Origin of the sequence: Pseudomonas sp. AG1028 (genome assembly GCF_007993955.1) — a bacterium.
Lineage (GTDB): Bacteria > Pseudomonadota > Gammaproteobacteria > Pseudomonadales > Pseudomonadaceae > Aquipseudomonas > Aquipseudomonas straminea.
Genome location: NZ_VIVP01000001.1, coordinates 596,763 through 616,464 on the forward strand (window position 1 = coordinate 596,763; position 19,702 = coordinate 616,464).

General features: G+C 62.2%; 22 protein-coding genes. 21 read left to right on the forward strand and 1 reads right to left on the reverse strand.

Annotation, left to right across the window (positions count from 1 at the left end):
- The first annotated feature begins 31 nt into the window (after positions 1-31).
- The 3 genes from secD (at position 32) to FB481_RS02740 (ending at position 3,499) form a co-directional block, all read left to right on the forward strand.
- The gene (gene secD, locus FB481_RS02730; RefSeq protein WP_147174999.1) at positions 32-1,900 is read left to right on the forward strand and encodes a protein translocase subunit SecD; all 1,869 of its coding nucleotides are present in this window, start codon (positions 32-34) and stop codon (positions 1,898-1,900) included.
- Between the two features lie 10 nt (positions 1,901-1,910).
- The gene (gene secF, locus FB481_RS02735) at positions 1,911-2,831 is read left to right on the forward strand and encodes a protein translocase subunit SecF (protein WP_093503620.1); all 921 of its coding nucleotides are present in this window, start codon (positions 1,911-1,913) and stop codon (positions 2,829-2,831) included.
- 125 nt (positions 2,832-2,956) lie between these two features.
- A complete protein-coding gene (locus tag FB481_RS02740; RefSeq protein ID WP_013792396.1) occupies positions 2,957-3,499 on the forward strand; it encodes a glycine zipper 2TM domain-containing protein in 543 nt (180 codons plus the stop codon).
- Between the two features lie 226 nt (positions 3,500-3,725).
- On the opposite strand, the gene suhB is transcribed toward FB481_RS02740, so the two are convergent.
- Positions 3,726-4,541: an inositol-phosphate phosphatase gene (gene suhB / locus FB481_RS02745; RefSeq protein ID WP_013792395.1), complete on the reverse strand. Its 816-nt coding sequence runs from the start codon at positions 4,539-4,541 to the stop codon at positions 3,726-3,728.
- Between the two features lie 128 nt (positions 4,542-4,669).
- Between suhB and trmJ the strand changes: the two genes are divergently transcribed.
- The 18 genes from trmJ to bamB all read left to right on the forward strand — a co-directional run bounded on the left by trmJ (position 4,670) and on the right by bamB (position 19,689).
- Positions 4,670-5,461: a tRNA (cytosine(32)/uridine(32)-2'-O)-methyltransferase TrmJ gene (trmJ, locus tag FB481_RS02750; RefSeq protein WP_147175000.1), complete on the forward strand. Its 792-nt coding sequence runs from the start codon at positions 4,670-4,672 to the stop codon at positions 5,459-5,461.
- Positions 5,454-6,233: a serine O-acetyltransferase gene (gene cysE / locus FB481_RS02755; RefSeq protein ID WP_147175001.1), complete on the forward strand. Its 780-nt coding sequence runs from the start codon at positions 5,454-5,456 to the stop codon at positions 6,231-6,233. Before trmJ ends, cysE begins: the two co-directional genes overlap by 8 nt.
- A 149-nt stretch (positions 6,234-6,382) precedes the next feature.
- Complete coding sequence (gene iscR, locus FB481_RS02760) at positions 6,383-6,880, forward strand: Fe-S cluster assembly transcriptional regulator IscR (protein ID WP_013792392.1); 498 nt, start codon at positions 6,383-6,385, stop codon at positions 6,878-6,880.
- Positions 6,881-6,924: 44 nt separating this feature from the next.
- Entirely contained in the window at positions 6,925-8,139 is a 1,215-nt protein-coding gene (locus tag FB481_RS02765; RefSeq protein WP_147175002.1) for an IscS subfamily cysteine desulfurase, read from the forward strand.
- A 41-nt stretch (positions 8,140-8,180) separates the two neighbouring features.
- Entirely contained in the window at positions 8,181-8,567 is a 387-nt protein-coding gene (gene iscU, locus FB481_RS02770; RefSeq protein WP_002552476.1) for a Fe-S cluster assembly scaffold IscU, read from the forward strand.
- 12 nt (positions 8,568-8,579) lie between these two features.
- A complete protein-coding gene (gene iscA, locus FB481_RS02775) occupies positions 8,580-8,903 on the forward strand; it encodes an iron-sulfur cluster assembly protein IscA (protein ID WP_013792390.1) in 324 nt (107 codons plus the stop codon).
- Positions 8,903-9,430 carry a co-chaperone HscB gene (hscB, locus tag FB481_RS02780; RefSeq protein WP_013792389.1) on the forward strand — a complete coding sequence of 176 codons (528 nt, stop codon included), beginning with the start codon at positions 8,903-8,905 and terminating at the stop codon, positions 9,428-9,430. The genes iscA and hscB overlap by 1 nt, the downstream gene beginning before the upstream one ends.
- A 54-nt stretch (positions 9,431-9,484) precedes the next feature.
- A complete protein-coding gene (gene hscA, locus FB481_RS02785) occupies positions 9,485-11,350 on the forward strand; it encodes a Fe-S protein assembly chaperone HscA (RefSeq protein WP_147175003.1) in 1,866 nt (621 codons plus the stop codon).
- Positions 11,351-11,353: 3 nt separating this feature from the next.
- On the forward strand, positions 11,354-11,695 hold the full coding sequence (gene fdx / locus FB481_RS02790) for an ISC system 2Fe-2S type ferredoxin (RefSeq protein ID WP_070887881.1): 342 nt from the start codon (positions 11,354-11,356) through the stop codon (positions 11,693-11,695).
- A gap of 15 nt (positions 11,696-11,710) precedes the next feature.
- A complete protein-coding gene (gene iscX / locus FB481_RS02795; RefSeq protein ID WP_013792386.1) occupies positions 11,711-11,911 on the forward strand; it encodes a Fe-S cluster assembly protein IscX in 201 nt (66 codons plus the stop codon).
- Between the two features lie 139 nt (positions 11,912-12,050).
- A complete protein-coding gene (gene ndk, locus FB481_RS02800; protein ID WP_013792385.1) occupies positions 12,051-12,482 on the forward strand; it encodes a nucleoside-diphosphate kinase in 432 nt (143 codons plus the stop codon).
- Between the two features lie 24 nt (positions 12,483-12,506).
- Positions 12,507-13,655 carry a 23S rRNA (adenine(2503)-C(2))-methyltransferase RlmN gene (gene rlmN / locus FB481_RS02805; RefSeq protein ID WP_147175004.1) on the forward strand — a complete coding sequence of 383 codons (1,149 nt, stop codon included), beginning with the start codon at positions 12,507-12,509 and terminating at the stop codon, positions 13,653-13,655.
- 10 nt (positions 13,656-13,665) lie between these two features.
- Complete coding sequence (gene pilW, locus FB481_RS02810; RefSeq protein WP_147175005.1) at positions 13,666-14,430, forward strand: type IV pilus biogenesis/stability protein PilW; 765 nt, start codon at positions 13,666-13,668, stop codon at positions 14,428-14,430.
- Positions 14,427-15,449 carry a RodZ domain-containing protein gene (locus FB481_RS02815; RefSeq protein WP_147175006.1) on the forward strand — a complete coding sequence of 341 codons (1,023 nt, stop codon included), beginning with the start codon at positions 14,427-14,429 and terminating at the stop codon, positions 15,447-15,449. Before pilW ends, FB481_RS02815 begins: the two co-directional genes overlap by 4 nt.
- Position 15,450: 1 nt before the next feature.
- Entirely contained in the window at positions 15,451-16,563 is a 1,113-nt protein-coding gene (gene ispG / locus FB481_RS02820) for a flavodoxin-dependent (E)-4-hydroxy-3-methylbut-2-enyl-diphosphate synthase (RefSeq protein WP_013792381.1), read from the forward strand.
- A 20-nt stretch (positions 16,564-16,583) separates the two neighbouring features.
- The gene (gene hisS / locus FB481_RS02825; RefSeq protein ID WP_093503600.1) at positions 16,584-17,873 is read left to right on the forward strand and encodes a histidine--tRNA ligase; all 1,290 of its coding nucleotides are present in this window, start codon (positions 16,584-16,586) and stop codon (positions 17,871-17,873) included.
- 33 nt (positions 17,874-17,906) lie between these two features.
- Positions 17,907-18,545 carry a tetratricopeptide repeat protein gene (locus FB481_RS02830; RefSeq protein ID WP_147175041.1) on the forward strand — a complete coding sequence of 213 codons (639 nt, stop codon included), beginning with the start codon at positions 17,907-17,909 and terminating at the stop codon, positions 18,543-18,545.
- Positions 18,538-19,689, forward strand: coding sequence for an outer membrane protein assembly factor BamB (bamB, locus tag FB481_RS02835; protein ID WP_093503598.1), 1,152 nt, complete (start codon positions 18,538-18,540; stop codon positions 19,687-19,689). Before FB481_RS02830 ends, bamB begins: the two co-directional genes overlap by 8 nt.
- Positions 19,690-19,702 lie beyond the last annotated feature (13 nt).

Genomic DNA, 19,702 nt, shown 5'->3' on the forward strand with positions numbered 1-19,702 from the left:
CGCCCCGCGTCATAAGCGGGCGGCGTCATTCATGCTCAACAAATACCCTTTGTGGAAGTACCTGCTGATCGCAGCTGTGCTGATCGTCAGTCTGATTTATTCCGCACCCAACCTTTACCCCGATGACCCGGCGATCCAGATCAGCGGGGCCAGTTCGGCGCAGACCATCACCGAGGCTGACCTCGACCGCGTCAGCAAGGCGCTGACCGAGGCGGGTCTTGAGGTCAAGGCGGCGAGCGTTGGCGAGCACGGCCGTAGCGGTCTGATTCGCCTGGCCAGCCAGGGCGATCAGCTGCCGGCCAAGGATGTCGTGCGCAAGGTACTGGGCGACAACTTCGTGGTAGCCCTGAACCTGGCCCAGACCACTCCAGAGTGGCTGCGCAAGGTTGGCGCCAGCCCGATGAAACTCGGTCTCGATCTCTCCGGCGGTGTGCACTTCCTGCTCGAAGTCGACATGGACAAGGCCCTGGAAGTCCGTCGCCAAGTCTACGAGGGTGAGCTCAAGAGCCTGCTGCGCAAGGAGCGTGTGCGTTATCGCAGCATGCCGCAGCAAGGTGGCGCCATTCAGCTGGGCTTCGCTGATGCCGACACACTGGCCAAGGCCGAACAGCTGATCCGCAAGGATTACAAGGATTTCAACCTCGAGGCGCAGGAGCGTGGCGGCCAGCAAGTGCTGCGCGTGACCATGACGCCGGCCAAGATCGCCGAAATCCGCGAATATTCGATCCGCCAGAACCTGACCACCGTGCGCAACCGGGTCAACGAACTGGGCGTCGCCGAGCCGCTGGTGCAGCGCCAGGGCGCCAACCGCATCGTGGTCGAGCTGCCGGGCGTGCAGGACACCGCCGAAGCCAAGCGTATTCTCGGCAAGACGGCCAACCTGGAATTCCGTCTGGCGGCCGACCCGAATGCGCCACGCGGCACCACCGAGCAATTCGGTTTTCGCGAGGAAGGCCGTCCGCCGGTTCAGCTCGAGCGTGAGCTGATCATCACCGGTGACCAGGTCACCGATGCTCAGGCCAGTTTCGACGAGAACGGCCGCCCGCAGGTCAACATCCGTCTGGATGGCCATGGCGGCGACCTGATGAACCGCGCTACCCGCAGCAACGTGGGTCGCAGCATGGCGGTGATCTTCATCGAGCAACGCCCGCTGACCCGTTACGTGAAGCAGATGGTCGACGGCGTCGAGAAGGAAGTGCAGGTCGACTCCTTCAAGGAAGAGAAGCAGATCATCAGCCTGGCAACCATTCAGTCGCCGCTGGGCAGTCAGTTCCGCATCACCGGCCTGAACGGCCAGGGTGAGTCCTCCGAGCTGGCGCTGCTGCTGCGTGCCGGTGGTCTGGCCGCACCAATGTACTTCGCCGAAGAGCGCACCATCGGCCCGAGCCTGGGTGCCGAGAACATCGTCAAGGGCATCGAGTCCACCGAGTGGGCGATGATCTTCGTGTCGCTGTTCATGATCTGCATCTACCGCTTCTTCGGCTTCCTGGCCACCATCGCCCTGGCGTTCAACTTGACCCTGCTGGTCGGGCTGATGTCGGTAATCGGTGCCACTCTGACCCTGCCGGGTATCGCCGGTATCGTGCTGACGCTGGGTATGGCGGTCGACGCCAACGTACTGATCTACTCGCGTATTCGCGAGGAGCTCAATAATGGATTGTCGGTACAGCGTGCCATCCACGAAGGCTTCGACCGTGCCTACACCGCGATTCTCGACAGTAACCTGACCACGCTGCTGGTCGGTGCGATCCTGTTCGGGTTGGGGACCGGGCCGATCAAGGGCTTCGCCGTCACGCTGTCGATCGGGATCATCACCTCGATGTTCACCGCGATCATGTTCACCCGAGGCATGGTCAACCTGATCTTCGGTGGCCGTAACTTCAAGAAACTGTGGATTTGAGGTGAAGGCTATGAAACTTCCATCCCGCATTCCGTTCATGGCGATACGCAACGTCGCGTTTGCCATCACCGTGGTTATCAGCCTTATTGGCCTGGGTAGCCTGTTCAAGCATGGCCTCAACTTTGGCCTGGATTTCACCGGTGGTACGCTGATCGAGCTGACCTACGAGAAGCCGGCCGATCTGGAGCTGATCAAGCGCGAGCTGGGTCAGGCCGGTTATGCCGACGCCGTGGTGCAGAGCTTTGGCTCCACCACTGACGTGCTGGTTCGTCTGGCCGGCGACTCGCCCGATCTGGGCAATCAGGTCGCTGGCGCGCTGCGCAATATCGATACCGAGACCTCTTTCGAGGTCAAGCGTGTCGAGTTCGTCGGTCCGCAAGTGGGCGAGGAGCTGCGTGATCAGGGCGGCCTGGCCATGTTGCTGGCCCTGGGCGGCATCCTGCTGTACCTGGCGTTCCGCTTTCAGTGGAAATTCGGCGTTGGCGCCATTGCCTCGCTGGCTCACGACGTGATCGTCACCCTCGGCATCCTGGCGTTCTTCCAGGTGCCGTTCGACCTGACGGTGATGGCGGCGGTGCTGGCGATGCTGGGTTACTCGCTGAACGACACCATCATCATCTACGATCGCATTCGCGAGAACTTCCGGATGCTGCGCAAGGCCGACATCATCGAGAATATCGACGTATCGGTCACCCAGACCCTGTTGCGTACCATCGCGACCTCCACCTCGACCGCCATGGCACTTGTCGCCCTGCTGGTTTTCGGTGGTGACAGTCTGGCCGGCTTCGCGCTGACCCTGCTGATCGGTGTCGTGGTCGGTACTTATTCCTCGGTCTACATCAGCGCCCCGGTGCTGATCTGGCTGAAGCTGACCTCTGAGGATCTGATTCCGCCTGCAGCCACTGCAGAAGGTGTGGATGAGCGCCCTTAAGGCGTGATGCGTTCACCATTTCACGCTGCATAAAACGGCGACAAGGGAACTTGTCGCCCGTTTTGCATTTCCAAGGCTGGGAGTAGGGCGCATACAGGCGCCGCAGTTGTGATCAGGAGAATCGCATGAATAAGTCATTGTTGGTTGGTGCTGTGCTGGGTGCCGTCGGTGTCACTGCTGGCGGCGCTGTGGCGACCTACAGCATGGTGAGCGCGCCCAAGTACGCCGAGGTTCTGGCAGTCAAGCCGGTGACCGAGACCATCAAGACCCCGCGTGAAGAATGCCGCGATGTAGCCGTGACCCGTCAGCGTCCGGTGCAGGATCAGCATCAGATCGCCGGTACCGCTATCGGCGCCGTGGTGGGTGGCCTGCTGGGCAACCAGGTAGGTGGCGGTAACGGCAAGAAGATCGCCACCGTGGCGGGTGCAGTGGGCGGCGGTTACGCTGGCAACAAGGTGCAGGAAGGTATGCAGGCACGTGATACCTACACCACCACCGAAACCCGCTGCAAAACCGTCAACGACACCAGTGAGAAGATCGTTGGCTATGACGTGAAATACGACCTGGACGGCAAGATCGGCCGGGTGCGCATGGATGAAGAGCCGGGCAGCAAGATCCCGGTTCGCGACGGCAAGCTGGTGCTGGCCGATTCCGATTCGGATGAATAATCCGGCTGTCGAGATATATGAAGAGGCGCTCCTTGGAGCGCCTTTTTTATGGGCAATAAAAAAACCGTCTCGACGCCGGTTTTTTGTAAGTCGGGTTTTAAAGTCTAGCGAGCTAGGGCAATGCAAGGCAAAAGCCGGCGAGGAAGCGGAGTGTACTTTTGTACATGAGCATTCCGAGCCTGCTTTTAACGCCGCAGTGCCGACGCGCAGCAGACTTTCGCTATTCTTAGCGCTTGAGCGATGCCGACAGGTGCGGCTGGATGGCGGTCAGCACGGCCTTGAAGCACTTGGTGTTGCCGGCAACGATCTGGCCCTTCTCGAGGAATTCGTGGCCACCGCTGAAGTCGCTGACCAAGCCGCCCGCTTCCTGAATCAGCAGGGCGCCGGCAGCCATGTCCCACTCGGACAGGCCGAATTCCCAGAAAGCATCGAAGCGGCCGGCAGCCACATAGGCCAGGTCGAGGCTGGCAGCGCCGGCGCGGCGTACGCCGGCGGTCTGGCCGACCAGGCTACGGAACATGCCCAGGTAGTTCTCGAGGTTATCGAGCTGGTCGTTGCGGAACGGGAAGCCGGTGCCGAGCAGGGCGCCGTCCAGGCTCTTGCGGTTGCTGACGCGCAGGCGACGGCCGTTCAGCGCAGCGCCGCGGCCGCGGCTGGCGGTGAATTCTTCCTGGCGAACCGGATCGATGATCACGGCGTGCTCCAGGCGGCCGCGGTATTTGCAGGCCAGGCTGACGGCGAAATGCGGAACGCCGCGCACGAAGTTGGTGGTGCCATCGAGCGGGTCGATGATCCACTGATAGTCGGCGCCTTCGCCGCTGCCTTCGAGCAGGCCGCCTTCCTCACCGAGGAAGCTGTGGGTCGGGTAGGCCTTGCGCAGGGCCTGGACGATCATCAACTCGGCCGAGCGGTCGATCTCGGTCACGTAGTCCTTGGCGTCCTTTTCATCTACGGAGATGACGTCCAGGCGTTCGATTGAGCGGAAGATCATTTCACCGGCGCTACGGGCTGCGCGCAGCGCGATGTTCAGCATGGGCTGCATGGAAGTTCACCTGGGGTCGTAATAAAGCCGGCCATTCTAGCAGAAAAGCCCGTGGCATGAAGTGCCGTCGGTGTCCTGCATGACACAAAGGAGGGTGCTTCTGTAAGATTTGTCACCTCATTTATCCGATGCGGGCGTCTACCTTGCTGCAGAACATTCGAGTGGTACTGGTCAATACCAGTCATCCCGGCAATATCGGTGGGGTGGCCAGGGCCATGAAAAACATGGGGCTGTCGCGGCTGGTACTGGTCGATCCGCGCCAGTTTCCCAGTGAGGAAGCCGTAGCACGTGCCTCTGGCGCTACCGATATCTTCGACTCTGCTCAGGTGGTGTCCTGTCTCGAAGATGCGCTGGTCGGTTGCAGTCTGGCCTTCGGCACTAGTGCGCGGGAGCGCCGCATTCCCTGGCCATTGATCGATCCGCGCGAGTGCGGCGTGGCTGCGGTGCAGAAGTCGGTTGAAGGCGGTGAGGTGGCGCTGGTGTTCGGTCGTGAGCATGCGGGCCTGACCAACGAAGAGCTGCAGCGCTGTCATTTTCACGTGCATATTCCCTCCGACCCGGCGTTCAGCTCGCTGAATCTTGCGGCTGCCGTGCAGGTGCTGACCTACGAAGTGCGCATGGCGGCCCTGGCTCTTGAAAACGCGCCGGTTGCGCCTCGCCAGGAAGTGGTTGTCGAGGAGGGTGATCTACCGGTGACGGCAGACGAGATGGAATCCTTTTACGGGCATCTGGAAAAATCGCTGGTGGAAATCGGCTTTCTCGATCCCGCCAGCCCTCGACATTTGATGAGTCGCCTGCGCCGTCTGTACGGGCGCGCCGAGGTGACCCGGCTGGAAATGAATATCTTGCGCGGCATCCTGACCGAGACTCTCAAGGCGGCGCGCGGTGAGCACCACAAACGGGGAAAGACTGATGTTTGAGCGCATGCGGGAAGATATCCAGGGCGTATTCCATCGTGATCCGGCGGCGCGCAATGCCTTCGAGGTGGTTACCTGCTATCCCGGGCTGCACGCCGTGTGGCTGCATCGCGCCGCGCATGCGCTTTGGGCTTCCGGCTGGAAGTGGCTGGCGCGTGGCGTGTCGAATTTCAGTCGCTGGCTGACCGGCATCGAGATTCATCCGGGAGCAGTGATCGGCCGGCGGTTCTTCATCGACCACGGCATGGGCATTGTCATCGGTGAGACCGCCGAGATCGGTGACGACGTGACGCTCTACCAAGGCGTGACCCTGGGCGGTACCAGTTGGAACAAGGGCAAGCGCCATCCGACCCTCGAAGATGGTGTGGTGGTCGGTGCCGGCGCCAAGGTGCTCGGCCCGTTCACCGTGGGAGCGGGCGCCAAGATCGGCTCCAATGCTGTGGTCACCAAGGCGGTGCCGGCGGGTGCCACCGCGGTCGGTATTCCGGCCAAGATCATCGTCAAGGGTGATGACGGGCTCGAGGCGCAGCGCCAGGCCATCGCCGACAAACTGGGCTTCGATGCCTACGGTGTCAGTCAGGATATGCCCGATCCGGTGGCGCGTGCGATCGGTCAATTGCTCGATCATCTGCATGCGGTCGACAACCGCCTCGAAGGCATTTGCGGCGCACTGGGCAAGCTGGGCAGTGATTACTGTGCTAAGGATATGCCGCAATTGCGTGACGAGGACTTCGCCGGCGTCTGCAAGGATCAGGGCGACAAGCCGGCTGCGTGATGCGGGGCGGGTCTGGCTTTGCTATGATCCGCCGCCAGTTTTGAAGGGCGGCGGAGCTAAATCCGAGTAATTTGGTCGGTCTTATAGTTGACTCAAATACTCGGAAAAGCAGATAATCGCCCCACATTGTGAATCCTTGGTAACCCTTCATGCGACTGACTACCAAAGGCCGCTACGCCGTGACTGCCATGCTCGATCTGGCGCTGCATGCGCAGGATGGGCCGGTATCCCTCGCCGATATCTCCGAGCGTCAGGGTATTTCCCTTTCCTATCTCGAGCAGCTGTTCGCCAAACTGCGTCGCGGCAGTCTGGTTTCCAGCGTACGCGGGCCGGGCGGTGGTTATCAGCTGTCGCGCAACATGCAGGGCATCCAGGTCGCTGAAGTGATCGACGCGGTCAACGAATCGGTCGATGCCACGCGCTGCCAGGGGCAGGGCGGTTGCCACTCCGGCGACATTTGCCTGACCCACCACCTGTGGTGCGACCTGAGTCAGCAGATTCACGAGTTTCTCAGCGGCATCAGCCTGGCCGACCTGGTCACGCGCCGCGAAGTGCAGGAAGTCGCCCAGCGTCAGGATCAACGTCGCTGTGCCAGCAACGGCAGGGCGCAGCATCTGGATAAGATTGAAGCGTCCACCGTCGATTGAGCACGCAAGGCGCCGGCCTGATACCTGATTAGGAGATACCGAAAATGAAATTGCCAATCTACATGGATTACTCCGCGACAACGCCGGTCGACCCGCGTGTCGCGCAGAAAATGATCGAATGCCTGACCAATGAAGGCAACTTCGGCAACCCGGCTTCGCGCTCCCACGTCTTTGGCTGGAAGGCCGAGGAAGCGGTCGAGAACGCCCGTCGTCAGGTCGCCGAGCTGGTCAATGCCGACCCGCGCGAAATCGTCTGGACCTCCGGTGCCACCGAGTCCGACAACCTCGCCATCAAGGGGGTCGCCAGCTTCTACGCTAGCAAGGGCAAGCACCTGATCACCTCGAAGATCGAGCACAAAGCGGTGCTGGATACCATGCGCCAGCTCGAGCGTGAAGGTTTCGAAGTCACCTACATCGAGCCCGGTGAAGATGGCTTGATCACCCCGGCCATGGTCGAGGCGGCGCTGCGCGAGGACACCACGCTGGTGTCGATCATGCACGTCAACAACGAGATCGGCACCGTCAACGACATCGCCGCCATCGGCGAGCTGCTGCGTGCTCGTGGCGTGTTCTTCCACGTCGATGCCGCCCAATCGACCGGCAAGGTCGAGATCGACCTGGAGAAGCTCAAGGTCGACCTGATGTCCTTCTCGGCGCACAAGACCTACGGCCCGAAAGGTGTCGGCGCGCTGTACGTGCGTCGCAAGCCGCGTATCCGTCTGGAAGCCCAGACCCATGGTGGCGGCCACGAGCGCGGCATGCGTTCCGGCACCCTGGCGACCCATCAGTGCGTCGGCATGGGTGAAGCCTTCCGCATCGCCAAGGAAGAGATGGCCGCCGAGAACGCCAAGGTACTGGCGCTGCGCGATCGCTTCTTCAAGCAGGTCGAGAGCCTGGAAGAGCTGTACATCAACGGCAGCATGACTGCCCGTGTGCCGCATAACCTGAACCTGAGCTTCAACTACGTCGAAGGCGAGTCGCTGATCATGGCCCTCAAGGACCTGGCGGTATCGTCCGGTTCGGCTTGTACCTCGGCGTCCCTGGAGCCTTCCTACGTCCTGCGTGCCCTGGGCCGCAACGACGAACTGGCGCACAGCTCGATTCGTTTCACCTTTGGCCGCTTCACCACCGAAGAAGAAGTCGACTACGCCGCACAGAAGGTCTGCGAGGCCGTTACCAAGCTGCGCGAACTGTCGCCGCTCTGGGATATGTTCAAAGAAGGTGTCGACATTTCCAAGGTGGAATGGGCAGCACACTAAAAGCTGCCGGTGAGCGGCGCCTGATGAGAGAGGATTGAAAAATGGCTTACAGCGAAAAGGTCATCGACCACTACGAGAACCCGCGCAACGTCGGCAAGATGAACGCGGAAGACCCTGACGTCGGCACCGGTATGGTCGGCGCGCCGGCCTGCGGCGACGTGATGCGTCTGCAGATCAAGGTCAACGAGCAGGGCGTCATCGAAGATGCCAAGTTCAAGACCTATGGCTGCGGTTCGGCCATCGCTTCCAGCTCCCTGGCCACCGAGTGGATGAAGGGCAAGACGCTGGACGAGGCGGAAACCATCAAGAACACCCAGCTCGCCGAAGAACTGGCGCTGCCGCCGGTGAAGATCCACTGCTCGGTACTCGCCGAGGACGCCATCAAGGCGGCCGTGCGCGACTACAAGCAGAAGAAAGGTTTGCTCTAAGGAGGTTGGTCGATGGCCATCAGCATGACTCAAGCCGCTGCCCAGCATATCCGTCGTTCGCTCGACGGTCGTGGCAAGGGTGAGGGCATCCGTCTCGGGGTTCGTACCACCGGGTGTTCCGGCCTGGCCTACGTGCTGGAGTTCGTCGACGAAACCGCCAGCGAAGATCAGATCTTCGAGAGCCATGGCGTCAAGGTGATCATCGATCCCAAGAGCCTGGTCTACCTCGACGGCACCGAGCTCGATTTCGTCAAGGAAGGGTTGAACGAAGGCTTCAAGTTCAACAATCCGAACGTGCGTGGCGAGTGCGGCTGCGGCGAAAGCTTCAACGTCTGATGAAGAACGCCGGCCCCTGTCACTTCGCCCTGTTCGAGCTGCAGCCCAGCTTTCGCCTGGATCTCGATCAGCTCGCCGCTCGCTACCGCGAGCTGGCGCGCAGCGTGCACCCGGACCGTTTCGCCGATGCCTCCGAGCGTGAGCAGCGCGTGGCGCTCGAGCGCTCGGCGAGCCTCAACGAGGCATACCGCACATTGAAGAGCGATTCGCAGCGTGCGCGTTACCTGCTAGCGATGCGCGGGCCCGAGCTGCCGCTGGAAGTCACCGTGCAGGATCCCGACTTCCTGCTGCAGCAGATGCAGTGGCGTGAAGAGCTCGAAGACCTGCAGGATGAAGCCGATCTGGCTGGCGTGGCGGCTTTCAAGGGACGCCTCAAAGTCGCTCAGCAGGAACTCAACGAACGCTTCGCCGAAGTTTGGGAGGACGATGCGCGCAGAGAAGAGGCCGAACGCCTGATGCGCCGCATGCAGTTTCTCGACAAGCTTTCCCACGAGGTGCGCCAGCTGGAAGAGCGCCTCGACGATTAACGCTCGCGCGGCTGCCGTGGCCGTGCCTGATACCCAGATAAGCACCGACTACCTATGGCTTTATTGCAGATTGCTGAGCCCGGCCAGAGCCCCCAACCCCACCAGCGTCGCCTGGCGGTAGGGATCGATCTGGGCACCACCAATTCCTTGGTCGCAGCCGTGCGCAGCGGCGTCAGCGAGCCGCTGGCCGATGCCGAGGGTCGCCTGATCCTGCCGTCGGCTGTGCGCTATCACGCCGATCGCGTCGAAGTCGGCGAAGCCGCGCGCGCCCAGGCTTCCAGCGACCCGTACAACAGCATCCTGTCGGTCAAGCGCCTGATGGGGCGTGGCCTGGCCGATGTGAAGCAACTGGGTGAGCAACTGCCTTACCGCTTCGTCGCCGGCGAGTCGCACATGCCGTTCATCGACACCGTGCAGGGCCTGAAAAGCCCGGTGGAAGTGTCCGCCGATATCCTCAAGGTGCTGCGTCAGCGTGCCGAAGCGACGCTGGGGGGCGATCTGGTTGGTGCGGTCATCACCGTGCCCGCTTACTTCGACGACTCTCAGCGCCAGGCCACCAAGGATGCCGCACGTCTGGCCGGCCTGAGCGTGCTACGCCTGCTCAATGAGCCGACTGCCGCTGCCGTGGCCTACGGTCTCGACCAGAAGGCCGAAGGCGTGGTGGCGATCTATGACCTAGGCGGCGGCACTTTCGATATTTCCATCCTGCGCCTGACTGGCGGCGTGTTTGAAGTGCTGGCGACCGGCGGCGACAGCGCCCTGGGCGGCGACGACTTCGACCACGCCATCGCCGGCTGGATCGTCGAGCAGGCGGGCCTTTCCGCCGATATCGATCCCGGCGCCCAGCGTAGCCTGCTTCAGGCGGCCTGCGCCGCCAAGGAAGCGCTGACCGCGGCTGACAGCGTCGAGGTGAGTTATGGGCAATGGCGCGGCGTGTTGTCCCGCAGCCATTTCCAGGCGCTGATCGAGCCGATGGTGGCGCGCAGCCTGAAGGCCTGTCGCCGCGCCGTGCGTGATGCCAGCATCGAGGTCGAGGACGTCGGTGCGGTGGTCATGGTCGGTGGTTCGACCCGTGTGCCGCGTGTACGCGAGGCGGTCGGCGAGTTGTTCGGTCGTCAGCCGCTGACCGATATCGACCCGGATCAGGTGGTCGCCATTGGCGCCGCGATCCAGGCCGACGCCCTGGCCGGCAATCGCCGCGCCGACGGTGAAGAATTGCTGCTGCTCGACGTCATTCCGCTGTCCCTGGGGTTGGAAACCATGGGCGGGCTGATGGAGAAGGTGATTCCGCGCAACACCACCATTCCGGTGGCGCGCGCTCAGGAATTCACCACCTACAAAGATGGCCAGAGCGCCATGATGATTCATGTGCTGCAAGGCGAGCGCGAGTTGGTCAGCGACTGCCGCTCCCTGGCGCGCTTCGAGCTGCGCGGCATTCCGCCGATGGTGGCGGGAGCGGCGAAGATCCGCGTGACCTTCCAGGTCGATGCCGACGGCCTGCTCAGTGTCAGTGCTCGCGAACTCGCCTCGGGCGTCGAAGCCAGCATCCAGGTCAAGCCGTCCTATGGGCTGACCGATGGCGAGATCGCGCGCATGCTGCAGGATTCCTTCCAGCATGCCGGTGGCGACAAGGCCGCCCGCGTATTGCGTGAGCAGCAGGTCGACGCCCAGCGTCTGCTCGAAGCGGTCGAGGGCGCGCTGCAAGCCGATGGCGAGCGCTTGCTGGATGCCGAGGAGCGCATGGTCATCGAGCTGCAGATGCAGGAATTGCGTGATTTGTTGACGGGCACCGATGGCCTGGCCATCGAGCAGCAGACCAAGCGTCTGTCGCAGGTGACCGATGCCTTTGCCGCCCGGCGTATGGATTCGACGGTAAAAGCCGCGCTGGCCGGGCGCAGCCTGAATGAGATCGAGGAATAAGCGATGCCCGTGGTAACTTTTCTGCCCCACGAGAAATTCTGCCCCGAGGGCCTGGTGGTCGAGGCGCCGTCCGGTACGTCGATTCTGGAGTTGGCCCACGAGCACCATATCGAGATGGAAAGCGCCTGTGGTGGCGTGTGTGCCTGCACCACTTGCCACTGCATCGTGCGCAAGGGCTTCGACTCGCTGAACGAAGCCGACGAACTCGAAGAGGATTATCTGGACAAGGCCTGGGGGCTGGAAGCGCAGTCGCGCCTGGCCTGCCAGGCGATCGTCGGTGAGCAGGACATTACCGTCGAGATTCCCAAGTACTCGCTCAACCACGCCGCTGAAGCGCCGCACTGATCAGGAAGCCACGACATGAGCCTGAAATGGGTTGATGTGCTCGAAATCGCCATCCAGCTCGCCGACAGCAAGCCGGACGTCGATCCCCGTTATGTCAATTTCGTCCAGCTGCACCGCTGGGTGGTCGAGCTGCCGGAGTTTTCCGACGACCCGCAGCGCGGTGGCGAGAAGGTCCTCGAAGCCATTCAGGCTGCCTGGATCGAAGAAGCGCAGTAAGTCAGGGCCGGACGATATCCGCCTCTTTTATGCCGAGCAGATGCCACCTTGGGGCATCGCTCTTATGCTTTTGACTGGAACCCGCGTATAATTCGCGGGTTTAATTTTTGGCTTTAATCCACCGTTTCTGGAGTTTCACATGGCTGTTCAACGTACTTTCTCCATCATCAAGCCGGATGCCGTTGCTAAAAACGTTATCGGCAAGATCACCACTCGCTTCGAAGAAGCCGGCCTGCGCATCGTTGCTTCCAAGCAGCTGCAACTTTCCGAGCGCGAGGCTGCTGGCTTCTACGCCGAGCACAGCGAGCGTGGCTTCTTCAAGGATCTGGTTGCTTTCATGACTTCCGGTCCGGTCATCGTTCAGGTTCTGGAAGGCGAGAACGCCATCGCCAAGAACCGCGAGCTGATGGGCGCTACCAACCCGAAAGAAGCGGCTGCCGGTACCATCCGTGCTGACTTTGCCGTCTCCATCGACGAGAACGCCGTTCACGGTTCCGACTCGGAAGCTTCCGCTGCTCGCGAAATCGCTTACTTCTTCTCCGCTACCGAGATCAACGCCCGCATTCGCTAAGGCGAAGCGTGCGAAGGTGACGTCATGACCGACACGAATGGCAAAATCAACCTGCTGGGCCTGACCCAGCCGGAAATGGAGCAGTTCTTCGAGAGCCTCGGGGAGAAGCGCTTTCGTGCCGGTCAGGTCATGAAGTGGATTCACCACTTCGGCGTCGACGATTTCGCCGCCATGACCAACGTCGGCAAGGCCTTGCGCGAGAAGCTCGAGGCCGCTGCCTACATTCGCGGGCCCGAAGTGGTCAGCGAAGACATTTCTTCCGATGGCACGCGCAAGTGGGTCGTGCGTGTGGCGTCGGGCAGCTGCGTGGAAACCGTGTACATCCCCCAAGGTGGGCGTGGCACCCTGTGCGTTTCCTCGCAAGCCGGCTGTGCCCTGGACTGCAGCTTCTGCTCCACGGGCAAGCAAGGTTTCAACAGCGACCTGACCAGTGCCGAGATTATCGGCCAGGTTTGGATCGCCAATAAATCCTTCGGTAGCGTGCCGGCCAAGATCGACCGCGCCATCACCAACGTGGTGATGATGGGCATGGGCGAGCCGCTGCTGAACTTCGACAACGTCGTTTCCGCCATGAAAATCATGATGGACGACCTGGGCTACGGCATCTCCAAGCGCAAGGTCACCCTGTCGACCTCCGGCGTGGTGCCGATGATCGACAAGCTCGCCGAGGTCATCGACGTGTCCCTGGCGTTGTCGCTGCACGCGCCCAATGACGAGCTGCGCAGCCAGCTGGTACCGATCAACAAGAAGTACCCGCTGGACATGCTGTTGGCTGCCTGCAAGCGCTACATTTCCCGCCTTGGCGAGAAACGTGTGCTGACAATCGAATACACCCTGCTCAAAGATGTGAACGATAAACTCGAGCACGCCGAGCAGATGGTCGCGCTGCTGGCCGACGTACCCTGCAAGATCAACCTGATTCCCTTCAACCCGTTCCCCCATTCGGGTTACGAGCGCCCGAGCAACAATGCCATCCGCCGCTTCCAGGAGCTGCTGCAGAAGGCCGGGCACAACGTCACGGTGCGTACCACCCGTGGTGAAGACATCGATGCGGCCTGCGGGCAACTGGTCGGCCAGGTCATGGACCGCACCCGTCGTAGCGAACGCTACATTGCCGTGCGTCAGCTGAATGCCGACGCCGAGGCGGCGCGTCCCACCGCCAGCCGTAACTGAGAGGATCTCCATGACCGTGCTGCGTTCCCTGCTGTTCCTGTTCGGCGTCAGTCTGCTCACTGCGTGCGTATCGACCGGTGACGTCGACCCGATGAAAACCTCTGAAGGGCGCAAGAAGGCCTACGATTCGTTCGTGCAACTGGGCATCGGGTATCTGCAGCAGGGCGAGACGGGGCCGGCCAAGGTGCCGCTGAAGAACGCGCTGGATATCGACCCGTCGGGCTCCGATGCCCACGCGGTGCTGGCCCTGGTGTTCCAGCGGGAAATGGAGCCCAAGCTGGCCGATGAGCACTTTCGCAAGTCGCTGTCCAAGAATCCCAAGGACGCGCGCCTGCTGAACAATTACGGCGGCTTCCTGTTCGAGCAGAAACGCTACAAGGAAGCCATGGAGCGTTACAGCCTGGCCGCCGAGGATAGCCTCTATCCCGAGCGCGCTCGGGTCTTCGAGAACATGGGCATGACTGCCATGATGCTCAACCAGCGCCAAGAGGCCAAAGGCTATTTCGAGCGCTCGTTGCGTCTCAACAGTCGCCAGCCGCGTGCCTTGCTGGAAATGGCCAACTTGTCCTTTGAAGATCGCGAGTACGTGCCGGCGCGCAGCTATTACGAAAGTTTCAGCGCCATTTCCGAGCAGAACGCCCGCAGCCTGCTGCTGGGCGCCCGCCTGGCGACGATCTTCGACGATCGTGACCGCGCTGCCAGCCTCGGCCTGCAGCTGAAACGTCTTTATCCCGGTACGCCGGAATATCAGCAATATCTGTCGGAGCAAAGATGAAAGCGGCCCAACCCGAAGTTGCAGCAGCTCATCGCGTCAATCCTGGAGAAGCCCTGCGTGCAGCGCGCGAGAGCCGGGGCTGGTCGGTGGCCGAAGTCGCCACCCAGCTCAACCTCACCCCGACGCGCCTGAGCCAACTGGAGGCCGGCGAGTTCGAGAAGCTGCCGGGTAATACCTTCTCTCGTGGTTACATTCGCGCCTACGCCAAATTACTGGGGCTGGAGCAGGCGCCGCTGGTGGCTGACTTCGACCAGTTCACCGGCAGTAACGCAACCGGCGCCAGCGTGCATGCGTTGGGCCGTATCGAGGAGCCGACTCGTTATTCGCAGAGCATCCTGCGTCTGGTCAGCTTCCTGTTGCTGCTAGGCGTGGGGAGTGCCTGTTTCTACTGGTGGCAGGAACAAGGCTGGCAGCTCGACGACCTGAAGAACGTTGGCCTTGGCCACGTCGAGGTCGAAGGCGCCGACGGCAGCACGCAGATTCATCAGCTCGACGAGCCGGAAGATCAGGCCGTTGCCGAGGCGCAGAGCCAGGGCACCGAACTGCCGCTGCCGGGTGTGCCGACCGAGCAGGCCCAGGAAGAGGCGCCGAGCGAAACACCGCCGGCGACCGCCACCGAGTTGCTGCAGCAGAATCCGCCCGCCCAGCAGCAAGCCGCACCTGCTGAACAGGCGCCTGCCGAATCCCATGCTGCCGCGCCGGCTGCTCAGGCACCTGCTGCAACCACGGCTCAGCCGCCAGCCGCTGCTCAGCCGCAAGCGCCGGTCGCTGCCGGTGAAGGGTTGATCAGCCTGAAATTTACCGCTGACTGCTGGATCCAGGTAACCGACGCCAATGGCAAGGTCATCGCCAGCGGTCTGAAACGCGGTGGCGACAGCCTCGATGTTCGTGGCCATGCCCCCATGGAACTGCGTCTGGGCTTTGCCCGTGGCGCCCAGGTGACTTACAACGGCGCTGCCGTGGACGTGACGCCGTATATCTCGAACGAGACCGCACGTATCAAGTTAGGTGGGCAGTAATATGCACGGTGAATCGCCGATCAAACGTCGTCTGTCTCGCAAGATCTGGGTGGGCTCGGTGCCGGTCGGTGGCGATGCCCCGATTGCAGTGCAGAGCATGACCAACACCGACACCAACGATGTCGCCGCCACCGTCGAGCAGATCCGTCGCCTCGAAGCGGCCGGTGCCGACATCGTGCGTGTCTCGGTGCCGGACATGGACGCCGCCGAAGCCTTCGGGCGCATCAAGCAGCAGGTCAACCTGCCGTTGGTGGCCGACATTCACTTCGATTACCAGATCGCCCTGCGCGTGGCCGAACTGGGCGTCGATTGTCTGCGTATCAATCCGGGTAACATCGGCCGCGAAGATCGCGTCAAGGCGGTGGTCGAAGCTGCCCGCGACAAGGGCATCCCGATTCGCATCGGCGTCAACGCCGGCTCCCTGGAGAAGGACCTGCAGAAGAAGTACGGCGAGCCGACGCCCGAAGCGCTGGTTGAGTCCGCGCTGCGCCACGTCGAGCACCTCGACCGATTGAACTTCCCGGACTTCAAGGTCAGCGTGAAGGCCTCCGACGTGTTCATGGCCGTCGAAGCCTATCGCCTGTTAGCCAAGCAGATCGAACAACCCCTGCACTTGGGCATCACCGAAGCCGGCGGCCTGCGCTCCGGAACCGTGAAGTCCTCAGTGGGCCTGGGCATGCTGCTTGCCGAAGGTATCGGCGACACCATCCGCATCTCCCTGGCCGCCGATCCGGTGGAAGAGATCAAGGTCGGTTTCGATATCCTCAAGTCGCTGCGCCTGCGTTCGCGGGGCATCAACTTCATCGCTTGTCCGAGCTGCTCGCGTCAGAACTTCGATGTGGTCAAGACCATGAACGAGCTGGAAACCCGGGTCGAGGACCTGCTGGTGCCGCTGGATGTGGCGGTGATCGGCTGCGTGGTCAACGGCCCAGGCGAAGCCAAGGAAGCGCATATCGGCCTGACCGGTGGTACGCCGAACAATCTGGTGTACATCGACGGCAAGCCGGCTTCCAAACTGACCAATACCAACCTGGTGGATGAGCTGGAAAAGCTGATCCGCGAAAAGGCGGCCGAGAAGGCCGCAGCCGATGCGGCTGTGATCGTGCGCGGCTGATCCGTGCTTAAGGAAAACAAGTGAGCAAGTCCCTGCAAGCCATTCGTGGCATGAACGATATCCTGCCGCAGCAGACCCCGGCCTGGCGCTATCTGGAAAGCACGTTGGCGACCTTGCTGGATAGCTATGGCTATCAGGAAATCCGTCTGCCGATCCTTGAGTTCACCGACCTGTTCGCCCGTGGCATCGGCGAGGGCACCGATGTGGTCGACAAGGAGATGTATACCTTCCTCGACCGCAACAACGAATCCCTGACTCTACGCCCCGAAGGCACCGCAGGCTGCGTGCGCGCCGTGCTCGAACATGGCCTGACCGGCGGCGGCCAGGTGCAGAAGCTGTGGTACGCGGGCCCGATGTTCCGCTACGAGAAGCCGCAGAAGGGCCGTTATCGCCAGTTCCACCAGATCGGTGTGGAAGTGTTCAACCTGCCCGGGCCGGACATTGACGCCGAGCTGATCACCCTGACCTGGCGGCTGTGGAAGCAGCTCGGCCTGGCCGATGCGGTGACCCTGCAGCTCAACAGCCTGGGTTCGAGCGAAGCCCGCGGTGTGTATCGCGATGCGCTGGTGGCCTATCTTCGCGAGCGCTTCGATCAGCTCGACGAAGACAGCCAGCGCCGCCTGACTACCAACCCGCTGCGCATCCTCGACAGCAAGAATGCCCAGACCCAGGCGCTGCTTGCCGATGCCCCGACCCTGCACGACTATCTGGACGACGAGTCCCGCGCTCACTTCGAGGGCCTCAAGGCGCGTCTGGATGCCGTCGGCATCAAATACGAAATCAATCCGAAGCTGGTGCGTGGCCTGGATTACTACGGCCGCACCGTATTCGAGTGGGTGACTGACAAACTCGGTTCCCAGGGCACCGTATGTGCCGGTGGCCGCTACGATGGCCTGATCACCCAGTTCGGCGGCAAGCCGACCCCGGGTGTGGGCTTCGCCATGGGCGTCGAGCGCCTGGTGCTGCTGCTTGAAACGCTGGAATGCGTGCCCGCCGAACTGAGCCGTCCGGCCGATGCCTTTATCTGCGCGTTCGGCGAAGCGGCTGAGCTGGCAGCCCTGGCCCTGGCCGAAGACATTCGTAACCAGGTTCCGGGGCTGCGTCTGCTGGTCAATGCCGGCGGTGGCAGCTTCAAGAGCCAGTTCAAGAAGGCCGACAAGAGCGGAGCCCTGTATGCTCTGATCCTCGGTGAGGACGAACTGGCCAAGCGCGTGGTAGGTTGCAAACCTTTGCGCGGCGACAGCGAACAACAAAGCATTGCCTGGTCGGATCTTGCCGACCATCTGGCATCCTGCACCCAGCAGGCTTGAGCGATTTAGCGATTAAGGAGTATTGGGGTGGCGTTGAACAGCGATGATGATGAACTGGCCGGCCTGAAAGACTGGTGGGATCGTAACGGCAAGCCACTGCTGGCGGGCGGCGCCCTGGCGCTGATCGCGGTATTCGGCTGGCAGGGCTGGCAGAAGTACCAGACCAACCAGGCGCAGGGCGCGTCGATTATCTATCAGCAACTGCTGGAGTCGGCCATGACCCCGAGCGGTCAGCCAGACGCCGCCAAGGTGGCCTCGCTTGCCGGTGAGCTGAAGAAAGACTTCGGCGGCACCCAGTACGCTCAGTATGGCAGCCTGTTCGTAGCCAAGGTTGCGGTCGAGTCCGGCAAGCTGGACGACGCGGCAGCCGAGCTGCGCAGCGTGGTCGACAAGCCCGCCAACGACACCCTGGGCGAGCTCGCCCGTCAGCGTCTGGCTCGCGTGTTGGCCGCCCAGGACAAGGCCGACGAAGCGCTCAAGCTGCTCGACGGCGACGCCGACCAGGCGTTTGTGGCCAGCCGTGAAGAACTCAAGGGCGACCTGCTGGTGAAACTGGGCCGTACCGACGACGCCCATGTCGCCTATGTGAAAGCCAAGGGTGCGCTGGCCGAAGAAGCTGCCGTCGGTGGTCTGCAGATGAAGATCGACGACCTGGCCAAAGGGGATGCATGACGTGATGCGTTGGAAGAATGCCGCAATGCTGGCCCTGGCCGTTCTGGCCGTAGGTTGCAGCAGCAACAGCAAGAAAGAACTGCCGCCTGCCGAGCTTCCCAAGTTCACCGAGGAAGTGAAGCTGCAGAAAGAGTGGAGCCGCTCGATCGGTGACGGTCAGGGCGACATCTACAACATGCTCGAGCCGGTAGTCGATGGCGAGCAGATCTTCGCCGCCGACGTCGAAGGCCTGGTCGTGGCCATGGACCGCATGACCGGCAAGGTCGCCTGGAAGAAGAAGCTGGAAGTTCCGGTTTCCGGCGCCGTGGCGGCTAGCTATGGCATGGTCGTGGTCGGCACCCTCAAGGGTGAGGTGATCGCCCTGGATTCGTCCAACGGTGAAGAGAAATGGCGCGCCCGCGTGCCGAGCGAAGTGCTCTCCGCCCCGGCCATCAGCAGCGACACCGTGCTGGTGCAGACCCAGGACGACACCCTGGTTGCGCTGGACGCCTACAGCGGCCAGCAGCGCTGGATCTTCGAGAACACCCCGGCGGTACTGACCCTGCGCGGCACCGGCAGCCCGCTGCTGACCAACCAGTTGGCCATCGCCGGCCTGTCCAGCGGCAAGGTGATTGCTCTGGATGCGCAGCGTGGCATCCCGGTATGGGAACAGCGTGTGGCCATCCCGCAAGGTCGCTCCGAGCTCGATCGTATCGTCGATATCGACGGCGGCTTGCTGCTTTCCGGCGGCCAGTTGTACGTGGTCAGCTACCAGGGCCGCGTTGCGGCGCTGGATCTGCAGAGCGGCCGGGTGATCTGGCAGCGCGAAGCCTCCAGCTCCATGGGCGTGGCCCAGGGCTTCGGTAACGTCTACGTGACCTTGGCCAACGGCACCGTGGAAAGCATCGACGAGCGCTCCGCCTCGGCGCTGTGGACCAACGATGCTCTGGCACGTCGCCAGCTGTCCTCGCCGGCGGTGTTCTCCAGCTACGTCGCGTTCGGTGATTTCGAAGGCTACCTGCACCTGGTCAGCCAGGTAGACGGTCGCTTCGTCGGCCGTACCCGTATCGACAGCGACGGCCTGCGTGCCCGTCCGCTGGTGGTAGGCGACTGGCTGTATGCCTTCGGCAACGGCGGCAAACTGGTGGCCCTGACCATCAAGTGAGCCCCGGCTCTGT

Bases quoted from the DNA above. Each gene is read 5' to 3' on its own strand.
- secD (WP_147174999.1), top strand. From the start codon at position 32: ATGCTCAACAAATACCCTTTGTGGAAGTACCTGCTGATCGCAGCTGTG.
- secF (WP_093503620.1), top strand. From the start codon at position 1,911: ATGAAACTTCCATCCCGCATTCCGTTCATGGCGATACGCAACGTCGCG.
- FB481_RS02740 (WP_013792396.1), top strand. From the start codon at position 2,957: ATGAATAAGTCATTGTTGGTTGGTGCTGTGCTGGGTGCCGTCGGTGTC.
- suhB (WP_013792395.1), bottom strand. From the start codon at position 4,541: ATGCAGCCCATGCTGAACATCGCGCTGCGCGCAGCCCGTAGCGCCGGT.
- trmJ (WP_147175000.1), top strand. From the start codon at position 4,670: ATGCGGGCGTCTACCTTGCTGCAGAACATTCGAGTGGTACTGGTCAAT.
- cysE (WP_147175001.1), top strand. From the start codon at position 5,454: ATGTTTGAGCGCATGCGGGAAGATATCCAGGGCGTATTCCATCGTGAT.
- iscR (WP_013792392.1), top strand. From the start codon at position 6,383: ATGCGACTGACTACCAAAGGCCGCTACGCCGTGACTGCCATGCTCGAT.
- FB481_RS02765 (WP_147175002.1), top strand. From the start codon at position 6,925: ATGAAATTGCCAATCTACATGGATTACTCCGCGACAACGCCGGTCGAC.
- iscU (WP_002552476.1), top strand. From the start codon at position 8,181: ATGGCTTACAGCGAAAAGGTCATCGACCACTACGAGAACCCGCGCAAC.
- iscA (WP_013792390.1), top strand. From the start codon at position 8,580: ATGGCCATCAGCATGACTCAAGCCGCTGCCCAGCATATCCGTCGTTCG.
- hscB (WP_013792389.1), top strand. From the start codon at position 8,903: ATGAAGAACGCCGGCCCCTGTCACTTCGCCCTGTTCGAGCTGCAGCCC.
- hscA (WP_147175003.1), top strand. From the start codon at position 9,485: ATGGCTTTATTGCAGATTGCTGAGCCCGGCCAGAGCCCCCAACCCCAC.
- fdx (WP_070887881.1), top strand. From the start codon at position 11,354: ATGCCCGTGGTAACTTTTCTGCCCCACGAGAAATTCTGCCCCGAGGGC.
- iscX (WP_013792386.1), top strand. From the start codon at position 11,711: ATGAGCCTGAAATGGGTTGATGTGCTCGAAATCGCCATCCAGCTCGCC.
- ndk (WP_013792385.1), top strand. From the start codon at position 12,051: ATGGCTGTTCAACGTACTTTCTCCATCATCAAGCCGGATGCCGTTGCT.
- rlmN (WP_147175004.1), top strand. From the start codon at position 12,507: ATGACCGACACGAATGGCAAAATCAACCTGCTGGGCCTGACCCAGCCG.
- pilW (WP_147175005.1), top strand. From the start codon at position 13,666: ATGACCGTGCTGCGTTCCCTGCTGTTCCTGTTCGGCGTCAGTCTGCTC.
- FB481_RS02815 (WP_147175006.1), top strand. From the start codon at position 14,427: ATGAAAGCGGCCCAACCCGAAGTTGCAGCAGCTCATCGCGTCAATCCT.
- ispG (WP_013792381.1), top strand. From the start codon at position 15,451: ATGCACGGTGAATCGCCGATCAAACGTCGTCTGTCTCGCAAGATCTGG.
- bamB (WP_093503598.1), top strand. From the start codon at position 18,538: ATGCATGACGTGATGCGTTGGAAGAATGCCGCAATGCTGGCCCTGGCC.